The organism is Arenimonas sp. (assembly GCF_041919775.1).
Lineage (GTDB): Bacteria > Pseudomonadota > Gammaproteobacteria > Xanthomonadales > Xanthomonadaceae > Arenimonas.
In genome coordinates this window covers 26367-35394 of sequence record NZ_JAYRTE010000021.1, presented here as the reverse complement: position 1 = coordinate 35394, position 9028 = coordinate 26367, and the positions used below count along the sequence as shown (strand labels likewise).

10 protein-coding genes are annotated in these 9028 nt (G+C 69.0%); 2 read left to right on the top strand and 8 right to left on the bottom strand.

The annotated features are described in order from the left end of the window. From ACE3TE_RS11085 to pilG, 3 genes are all read right to left on the bottom strand, one after another. On the bottom strand, positions 1-1489 hold a 1489-nt coding region (locus tag ACE3TE_RS11085), incomplete at its 3' end, for a type IV pili methyl-accepting chemotaxis transducer N-terminal domain-containing protein (protein ID WP_374604949.1). A gap of 61 nt (positions 1490-1550) precedes the next feature. Then, positions 1551-2111 carry a chemotaxis protein CheW gene (locus tag ACE3TE_RS11080; protein ID WP_374604947.1) on the bottom strand — a complete coding sequence of 187 codons (561 nt, stop codon included), beginning with the start codon at positions 2109-2111 and terminating at the stop codon, positions 1551-1553. Between the two features lie 7 nt (positions 2112-2118). After that, on the bottom strand, positions 2119-2508 hold the full coding sequence (gene pilG / locus ACE3TE_RS11075) for a twitching motility response regulator PilG (protein ID WP_374604945.1): 390 nt from the start codon (positions 2506-2508) through the stop codon (positions 2119-2121). Between the two features lie 174 nt (positions 2509-2682). Here pilG and gshB point away from each other — a divergent pair, with 174 nt between their 5' ends. Both gshB and ACE3TE_RS11065 read left to right on the top strand, forming a co-directional pair. Then, complete coding sequence (gene gshB / locus ACE3TE_RS11070) at positions 2683-3642, top strand: glutathione synthase (RefSeq protein ID WP_374604953.1); 960 nt, start codon at positions 2683-2685, stop codon at positions 3640-3642. 1 nt (position 3643) lies between these two features. Next, positions 3644-4507, top strand: coding sequence for an energy transducer TonB (locus tag ACE3TE_RS11065; protein ID WP_374604943.1), 864 nt, complete (start codon positions 3644-3646; stop codon positions 4505-4507). 487 nt (positions 4508-4994) lie between these two features. Here ACE3TE_RS11065 and ACE3TE_RS11060 read toward each other — a convergent pair whose 3' ends face one another. Genes ACE3TE_RS11060 through ACE3TE_RS11040 form a run of 5 tightly spaced genes read right to left on the bottom strand, consistent with a single transcriptional unit; the run spans position 4995 to position 8970 of the window. Then, on the bottom strand, positions 4995-5954 hold the full coding sequence (locus ACE3TE_RS11060) for an aspartate carbamoyltransferase catalytic subunit (RefSeq protein WP_374604941.1): 960 nt from the start codon (positions 5952-5954) through the stop codon (positions 4995-4997). Then, positions 5951-6412: a Holliday junction resolvase RuvX gene (gene ruvX, locus ACE3TE_RS11055; RefSeq protein WP_374604939.1), complete on the bottom strand. Its 462-nt coding sequence runs from the start codon at positions 6410-6412 to the stop codon at positions 5951-5953. Before ruvX ends, ACE3TE_RS11060 begins: the two co-directional genes overlap by 4 nt. Continuing rightward, the gene (locus ACE3TE_RS11050; RefSeq protein ID WP_374604937.1) at positions 6409-6972 is read right to left on the bottom strand and encodes a YqgE/AlgH family protein; all 564 of its coding nucleotides are present in this window, start codon (positions 6970-6972) and stop codon (positions 6409-6411) included. The genes ruvX and ACE3TE_RS11050 overlap by 4 nt, the downstream gene beginning before the upstream one ends. 37 nt (positions 6973-7009) lie before the next feature. Continuing rightward, the gene (locus ACE3TE_RS11045) at positions 7010-7834 is read right to left on the bottom strand and encodes a hypothetical protein (protein ID WP_374604935.1); all 825 of its coding nucleotides are present in this window, start codon (positions 7832-7834) and stop codon (positions 7010-7012) included. A 5-nt stretch (positions 7835-7839) separates the two neighbouring features. Continuing rightward, on the bottom strand, positions 7840-8970 hold the full coding sequence (locus ACE3TE_RS11040) for a PilT/PilU family type 4a pilus ATPase (protein ID WP_374604933.1): 1131 nt from the start codon (positions 8968-8970) through the stop codon (positions 7840-7842). Between the last annotated feature and the right edge of the window lie 58 nt (positions 8971-9028).

Here is a 9028-nt window from a genome sequence, read left to right as displayed (position 1 = left end):
TCGAGGTTTCCTGGATCTGGTCACGGATGTTGTCCATGCCCTGGATCGTCTGGCGCACCACTTCGGCGCCCTTGGCGGCGATCTGCACGGAGCGCTGGGCCACGTCGGCCGATTCGGCGGAGTTCTTGGAGACCTCGTCGATGGACGACGCGATTTCGTTGATCTGCGCCGAGGCGCTGGTGATCTGCTGGGCCTGGTGTTCCGCGGCTTCGGCCAGGTGCATGGCGGTGGCCTGCGTTTCCTGGGCCGAGGCGGCGACCTGCACGGCGGTCTCGTTGATCGTGCCGACCAGTCGTCGCAGCTCGTCGACCGTGAAGTTGATGGAGTCCGCGATCGCGCCCGTGATGTCCTCGGTGACGGTCGCCTTGACGGTCAGGTCGCCTTCGGCGAGCGCTCCCATTTCGTCGAGCAGTCGCAGGATCGCTTCCTGGTTGCGCTGGTTGAGTTCCTGCGTGGTCGCGGCGCGGCGGTTGACGTCGCGGAAGATGGTGGCGAGCAGGCCGATCAGGGCGATGATGACGCCGATGGCGCCGCCGATGGCGATGTAGTTGTTCGGGAAGAAGCGCTGGTAGTTGATGCTGTCGAAGCTGGAGAACAGCGCCTGGCTGTTCTCGAGCAGCACGTTGGACTCTTCCGAGATCTGGGTCGCCGCGCCCTGCACTTCGGCCAGGTCGGCCGAGGCGCCCAGGATGATGTCCAGGTCGGTCTGGGCTTCGGCCCACAGCTCTTCGGCGATGGCCAGGTTGTCGCGGCCGGCCTGGCTGTTGATGCGCTGGTAGCCGGCATCGGGGTTGCCCTCGCGGAAGCCGTCGAGCACCGAGGAGAACACCGTGGCGTCGCGCGAGAGCGCGTCGGCCGCGGACACCGTGCCTTCACCACCGGCGACGATTTCCGTCACGCGGCGCGACATGCGGTCGGCCAGCACGATCTGGCGGTTGGCGATGGAGATCTGCGAGGCCGGTGCGTTGGCGTCGGACAGCGAGCGCACCACCTCGTCGAGCTGGAAGGCCAGGCGCGGCACGCGGGAGATGAACTGGTTGGCCGTGTCGGCGAGGTTGAGCACCTGCTCCTCGGCGGCGGTGATGGTTTCGGCGGCCTGGGACATCGGCTCCCAGGTCTCGTTCACCTTCTCGAGCGCGCTGGCGACGCCGCGCGCGTTCGGGTCGCCTTCGTAGCCCGGCACGCCTTCGGTTTCGGAACCGGTGCGCAGCGCGGCGACGATCTCGTCGACGCGGGCCTTGGTGGCCTTGAACTCGGCGAAGGCGTCGGCGTTGCCGTCGACGGCCTCCTGGGCGTATTTCGCGAGCTGCTGCGAGAGCACCTGCAGGTCGGCGGTGAGCGCCTGCGACTTGCTTTCCTGCTCGTTGAGGTAGCCGGCGTAGATGAAGTTGGCACCGAACAAGGCCAGCGAGATGATCAGGATGATGGTCCAGAATCGAATGCCGAAATTGGTGAACTTGTCGGTGATCGAGCGCGAGTTAGTGCTCATGACTGAACCTCATCCCCTGATTTGAAAGACTGCAAGAACAAACTGGTTTCGTATGGCCGCGTCAGGCGGTGGCCTGGCGGAATTCGGGCGTGCGCGTCAGCAGCGACATGTTGAACACGCCCCAGGTCTGGTCGGACAGCGTGTAGGCCTGGCCGACGAAATGGGCGTAGCGGCCCTCGACGTCGCCGGCCGATTCGGCCCGGTGCGAATCGTTGAAGGTGCGCTGCCCGTAAAGCTCGTCGATGGTCACCGCGACGTTGCCGCCGGCCTGGCGCACGACCAGTACGCGCTGGCCTTCGTGCACGACCGTGCGCTCGCCCTCGAGGAACATCTTCAGGTCGACCACCGGCAGCAGGCTGCCGCGCACGTTGGCGACGCCCATCATCCAGTTCTGCGCGCCGGGCACCGGGGTCACCGGCGGCAGCGGCAGGATCTCGACCACTTCGTCGAACGAAGAGACCAGCCGCCGCTTGCCCAGCCGGAAACCGACGCCGCGCCAGTGGCCCGGCGCCTCGATCATCTCCGGGCGACCCGCCTCGTGGGCCAGCGAGCGCTCTTCGTAGTCGAGCAGGACCTCGAAGGGCCCGGGGCGCTTGTTCTGGTTGGACGAGTTCTTCGCCATGACCGCCTCAGCCACCCGGCACGTAGGTGCGGATGGCCGAAAGCAGCTCATCGCGGGTGAAAGGCTTGGTGAGGTATTGCTCGGAGCCGACGATGCGGCCACGCGCCTTGTCGAACAAGCCGTCCTTGGAGGACAGCATGATCACCGGCGTCTGCTTGAAGAGCTGGTTGTTCTTGATCAGCGCGCAGGTCTGGTAGCCGTCCAGGCGCGGCATCATGATGTCCACGAAGACGATCTGGGGCTGGTGGTCGGCGATCTTGGCCAGGGCTTCGAACCCGTCCGTCGCCGTCACCACGTCGCAGCCCTCCTTCTTGAGCAGGGTCTCGGCGGTGCGCCGGATGGTCTTGGAATCGTCGATGACCATGACCCGCAAGCCGGCCAGGCTGTTGTCGTCCATCTCACTCCCCATAACGATGCTGTCCCTGGCAATACGGGCCTCCGGGAAGCCCGCAGAATGACAGCTTATATCCCAGCCAGCGCCGAATGTGTCAAGCCGGACGCGGATTGCGACATGGATCACGGCGTCGTCCTGCTAGGCTAAGGGCCCCCGATGACAATGATGCAGGCGCCGATGTCCCTGGACGTGGCCGTGGTGATGGACCCGATCGGCAAGATCAAGATCGGCAAGGATTCGACCTTCGCGATGCTGCTGGAAGCCCGGCGGCGCGGGCATCGGCTGCATTACGTGCTGCCGGGCGGGCTCTGGCTGGACGGCGAGCACCCCATGGCCCGCATGGCACCGCTGGAGGTGCGTGACGACCCCGCGGACTGGTTCACGCTGGGCGAGGCCGCCTCGCGTCCGCTGGCGTCGCTGGACGTGGTGCTGATGCGCACCGACCCGCCGGTGGACGCCAACTACCTGCACGACAGCCACGTGCTGTCCCTGGCCCAGGCCGCCGGCGTGCTGGTGGTGAACGACCCGGCCGGCCTGCGCGACCTGAACGAGAAGCTGGGCGCCCTGCTCTTCCCGCAGTGCTGCCCGCCCACCCGCGTGGCCCGCGACCCGGCGGTGCTGCGCGAGTTCGTCACCGAACATGACCAGGTGGTGCTGAAGCCCCTGGACGGCATGGGTGGCCGCTCGATCTTCCGGGCGTCGGCCGCCGATCCGAACCTGAACGTGATCCTGGAGACACTGACCCAGGGCGGCCGCGACCTGGCCCTGGCCCAGCGTTTCATCCCGGAAATCAGGGACGGCGACAAGCGCATCCTGCTGGTGGACGGCGAGCCGGTGCCCTTCTGCCTGGCCCGCATCCCCCAGGGCAGCGAATTCCGGGGCAACCTGGCCGCCGGTGGCCGCGGCGAGGGCCGCCCGCTGTCGGACCGCGACCGCTGGATCGCCGCCCAGGTGGGACCGGAGCTCCGGCGCCGGGGCATGATCTTCGTCGGCCTGGACGTGATCGGCGACTACCTGACCGAAGTGAACGTCACCAGCCCGACCTGCATCCGCGAGCTCGACGCCCAGTTCGGCCTGAACATCGCGGGCCTGCTGTTCGACGCCATCGAGGCCCGCCGGGCCGCCGCCCGGGCCTGACATGGCCGCCCGGCCCGGCATCGGCCCCGGAGACCGGCTCGGCGCCACCCTGGCGCTGTCGGCGATCCTGTTCGGCGTGCTGATCCTGGGCGTGGGTTTCGCGCTGGACCCGCCGGCGCCGGTGGCGCCGACCCTGGACGTGATCCTGACCGAAACCCGCAGCGAAACCCCGCCCGAAGACGCCGACTTCATCGCCCAGGCCAACAACCAGGGTGGCGGCGACAGCGACCGGGCCGAACGCCCGCGCGAGGAACAGCTGGCCCCGGTGCCCAAGCCCGACGAGGGCCTGGCCCCGGAACCCCTGGTGGCCCAGGCCCCGCCGCCCGAGCCGGAACCCGTCCCCCGCCTGCTCAGCACCACCGGGCCCAGCGACCAGTCCCTGCCCCTGCCCGAAGACCAGCGCGAGACCGAAACCGAGCCGCTGCCGACCGGCCAGGAGCTGGTGGAACAAAGCCTGGAAATGGCCCGGCTGGCCGCCGAGATCGAGCGCCGCCAGCAGCTGCTGGCCAAGCGCCCGAAGCGCAAGTTCGTGTCGGCCAGCACGAAGGAATATGAGTACGCGGCCTACCTGCGGGCCTGGGTGGCGCGCGTCGAGCGGGTCGGCAACCTGAACTACCCGGAAGAAGCCCGCCGCCGCGGGCTGGCAGGCCGACTGGTGATGACGGTGGCGGTGCGCCGCGACGGCAGCATCGAAAACGTGCTGGTGAACAGCTCCTCGGGCCTGGGCATCCTGGACCAGGCGGCGATGCGCATCGTGCGCCTGGCCGAGCCCTTCCCGCCCCTGCCCGAAACCACCGAACGCGTGGACGTGCTGCACATCACCCGCACCTGGCAATTCCAGAACGGCAACGTGCAGTCGGACTGACGGGCTCTTTGTGGGAGGGACTTCAGTCCCGATGCCTTCCCCTGTAGGAGCGCCTTCGGGCGCGACGCTTTTTGCCCTTGGCCTTTGGCCAAGCACAGCGCCGGTTCGGGACCTGCGCCGGAGGCGCCGCCGCGCACGCTATGTCCTCGCCGCCCGGCCGGGACCAAGCGTCATCCATGACCAGCTCACGGCCGGCCGTTACGGACATCCATGTCCTCCACTTCGTCGAGGACATAGCGTGCACGTCGTCGCTCCGACTTCATCACGGGCCGCGGGTCGCCAGCCCGACGCTTCGCGTCGCACAGCCCTGGCTTCGACAAACATCGGCCGCAGCAAATGGTTCTGTGGCGATCTCCGGTCGGCCTTCCTGGCGGCCACGACGACTCTTTGAGGAGGTAGCGTGCATCCTCCCGCCAAACAATCGAAAACGACGCCCTGCTTGGCCGAAGAGGCCAAGGGCATCGGGACTCAAGTCCCTGCCACAGGATCAGCGGGAGTCGGCGCCGAGCAGGAGGTCGATGGCGGCCATGCGGACTGGGACGCCGTTGGCGGCCTGCTGCAGGATCACGGACTGCGGGCCGTCGGCGACGAATCCGTCGATTTCGATGCCGCGGTTCATCGGGCCCGGGTGCATCACGATCGCGTCGGGCGCGGCGCGCGCCAGGCGCTCCGGCGACAGGCCGAAGTCGCGGTAGTAGCCTTCCAGCGACGGCACCAGGCCCTGCTCCATGCGCTCGCGCTGCAGCCGCAGCATGATCACCGCGTCCACCCCGGCCACCGCCTCGTCGAAATCCTGCAGCACCCGGCAACCCGCCAGTTCCGACGCGTCCGGCAGCAGGTTCGCCGGCCCGCAGACGCGGATTTCGCCGCAGCCCAGCGCACGCAGCGCGTGCAGGTCCGAGCGCGCCACCCGCGAATGCAGCACGTCGCCGGCCACCAGCACCTTCAGCGCGCTGAAGTCGTCGCCCTTGTGCTGGCGCAGCGTCAGCATGTCCAGCAGGCCCTGGGTCGGGTGCGCGGCCCGGCCGTCGCCGGCGTTGATCACCCGCGTGCCGGGGTTCGCGCCGGCGGCCAGTTCGGCCACGGCGCCGTCGCTCGCGTGGCGGATCACGAACACGTCCACGCCCATCGCCTCGATCGTCTTGAGCGTGTCCAGCGCCGACTCGCCCTTTTTCGTCGACGAGGTCGCCACGTCGAAGTTCAGCACGTCCATGCCCAGCCGCGTCGCCGCCAGCTGGAAGCTGCTGCGAGTGCGCGTGGACGGCTCGAAGAACAGCGTGCAGCAGGTCCGCCCCGGATGCCGCGTGCGCGCGCCGGTGCCGGCATGCGCGTGTGGCCGCAGCAGTTCGGCCTGGTCGAGCAGCTGGCGCAGCAGCGGCGCCGGCAGGCCGTCGAGGGTCAGCAGGTGGCGCAGGCGGCCGTCGGGCGTGAGCTGGAGGTCGTTCATGGGGACTCGGGCATCGGGGGAAGGTGGGAACCGGGGTCGGCCAGCCAGCGCTCGAGGATGATCACCGCGGCCAGCGCGTCGATCGTTTCGGCCTGGTGGCGCTTGCGGGTGCCGGCGGCGCGGCCGGCGGCGAAACGGCGGCTGGCTTCCTTCGACGTGCTGCGTTCGTCGACCGGGTGCACCGGCAGGCCGTAACGACGGGCCAGCTCGCGGGCGAAGGCACGGGCGCGCTGGCGGGCGGGCTGGTCGCCGCCGTCGAGCGTGGCCGGGTCGCCGACCACCAGGGCGTCGGGGCGCCACTCCTTGCACCACTGGTCAAGGCGCGGCCAGTCCGGGCCGGCTTCGCGCACGTCCAGCACGCCCAGTTCGCGGGCGGTGCCCGACAGCGTATTGCCCAGGGCCACGCCGATGCGTCGGGCGCCGACGTCGAAAGCCAGCAGGGTGACCGGGCCGCTCATGCGTGGCCGGCGTAGTCGGCCAGGCGTTCGATGTCCACGCCCAGGCAGCGCGCCGCGGCGTGCCAGCGCCCGGCCAAGGGCGTGTCGAAGAGCACCGTCCTGTCGGCCGGCACCGTGAGCCAGCTGTTCGCGGCCAGCTCCTCCTCCAGCTGCCCGGCTTCCCAGCCTGCATAACCCAGGGTCACCAGCAGGTTGGCCGGGCCTTCGCCGGCGGCGGTGGCCTCGAGGATGTCGCGCGAGGTGGTCACCGCCAGGCCACTGGCCAGGCGCAGGGTCGACGCCCACTCGCGGGGGTCGTCGTGCAGCACGAAACCGCGGTCGGTCTGCACCGGGCCACCGGCCAGCACCTCTCGGGCGGCCAGCGCCGGGTCGGCGGTTTCGAGCTTCATCTGCGCCAGCATCTCGCCCAGGCTGAAGTCCGAGGGCAGGTTCACCACCAGGCCCATCGCGCCGTCCTGGTCGTGCTGGCAGACCAGGGTGACCGAACGGAAGAAGTTCGGGTCGTCCATCGCCGGCATGGCGATCAGGAAATGCTCGGCGAGGAAACGGTTCGCGGACATGCGCGCATTCTAGCGCGTGGCCGGCGCCGCCCGACGCTCAGCGCAGGCGCAGCAGCAGCGACGGTCCGCGCAGCTTCAGGTCCAGCCGGGCAGCGAGGCTGGCGTCGGGTCCGGACCGGCGCCGGTCGAGCCGGATCTGCGTGCCGCCGTACTCCACCGCCACGCCCAGGCGGTCGAAGGGAAACCACTCCAGGCCGAGCGACGCATCGACGATATGGCCGCCCAGCCTGCCGCCGTCATGCGCCACCCCGGCGATTTCCGCGTACAGGCGCAGCCGGTCGTCCACCGCGTGCCGCCAGCCGAGGCTCAGCAGCGGCGCGAAGGCGCGGTCGTCGCTGGCCACGCGCCCGTCCACCGATACGTCGTCGATGCTCGCTTCGCCTTCGAACACGGTGCGCACCCGGTAGTGCGCAACGCCGAGGCCGAGGCCCCAGGCGGTATCGCCCTCGCCCGCCCACCAGCGCCAGGCGGCGCTGGAGAAGTCGTAATCGAAGTGGCTGCGCAGCTCGGCACGGGCGGCATAGAGGCGACCGTCGTACTCGAGGTCGCGTGCGAGGGTGACGGCGTTGCCGCGCTGGAAGCCGAAATACTCCAGGCCAAACCCCTGTCGGTCGCCGACCAGCAGGTCCAGCCGGGCCTTCGTCACCGGCTGGCGCCGGCCGAGGCCCAGGTCGCGTTCGAGATTGATTCGGCCGTCGGCCCCGTACTCGCCGGCCCGGGCACGTGCGCGCAGGGTGGTGTCGGTGGTGGTGTCGAAGCCGCCGAGCGACAGGCTCCACCGGTCGAGCGGACGCGGCGACGCGGCGCCGGACGAACCGGACGCCGCGATCGCTAGGGCCAGGACGGCCGTGGCGACAGGCAAGGCGACTACTTGGCTTCGGACAGCTCCACGCCGTCCAGGCCCTGGCTGAGCGTGCGGGCATCGCCACCCTGGGCCAGCTTGATCTTCAGGCGCACCTCGTTGGCAGAATCGGCGAAGCGCAGGGCGTCCTCGTAGCTGATCTCGCCGGCCTGGTAGAGCTCGAACAGCGCCTGGTCGAAGGTCTTCATGCCCAGGTTGGTCGACTCCTTCATGACGTCCTTGATCTTGTGGATCTCGCCGTCACGGATGTAGTCCTGCACCAGCGGCGTGCCGAGCAGGATTTCCATCGCCACCCGGCGCGACTTGCCGTCGGGGGTGGGAATGAGCTGCTGCGCGACCACGCCCTTGAGGTTCATCGAAAGGTCCATCAGCAGCTGGCTGCGGCGGTCTTCCGGGAAGAAGTTGATGATGCGGTCCATCGCCTGGTTGGCGTTGTTGGCGTGCAGCGTGCACAGCACCAGGTGGCCCGTTTCGGCGAAGGCGATGGCGTGGTCCATGCCCTCGCGGGTGCGCACCTCGCCGATCATGATCACGTCGGGGGCCTGGCGCAGGGTGTTCTTCAGCGCGGCTTCCCAGCTGTCGGTGTCGATGCCGACTTCGCGCTGGGTGATGATGCAGCCCTCGTGCTTGTGCACGAACTCGATCGGGTCCTCGATGGTGATGATGTGGCCCGAGGAGTTCTGGTTGCGGTAGCCGATCATGGCGGCCAGCGAGGTGGATTTACCCGTACCGGTGGCGCCGACGAACAGGATGATGCCGCGCTTGGTCATCGCCAGGGTCTTGATGACCGGTGGCAGCGACAGCTCCTCGACCGTCGGGATGCGCGTCTCGATGCGGCGCAGCACCATGCCGACCTGGTTGCGCTGGTAGAAGCACGACACGCGGAAGCGGCCGACGCCCGAGACGCCGATGGCGAAGTTGCACTCGTGGGTCTTTTCGAACTCCTCGCGCTGCGAGGGGTTCATGACGTTGAGCACCAGGTCGCGCGACTGCTGCGGGGTGAGCGGGTTCTGGGTGATGGGCGAAAGCTTGCCGTTGACCTTCATTGACGGCGGCACGCCGGCCGTGATGAACAGGTCGGACGCCTTCTTGTGCGCCATCAGTTTCAGGAAGGAGGTGAAATCAATGCTGCTCATGCTAGCTCCTGATTGCCCCCGGGCCGTGGCCCGGGAAACGTGTCACGCGGCGTCCTGC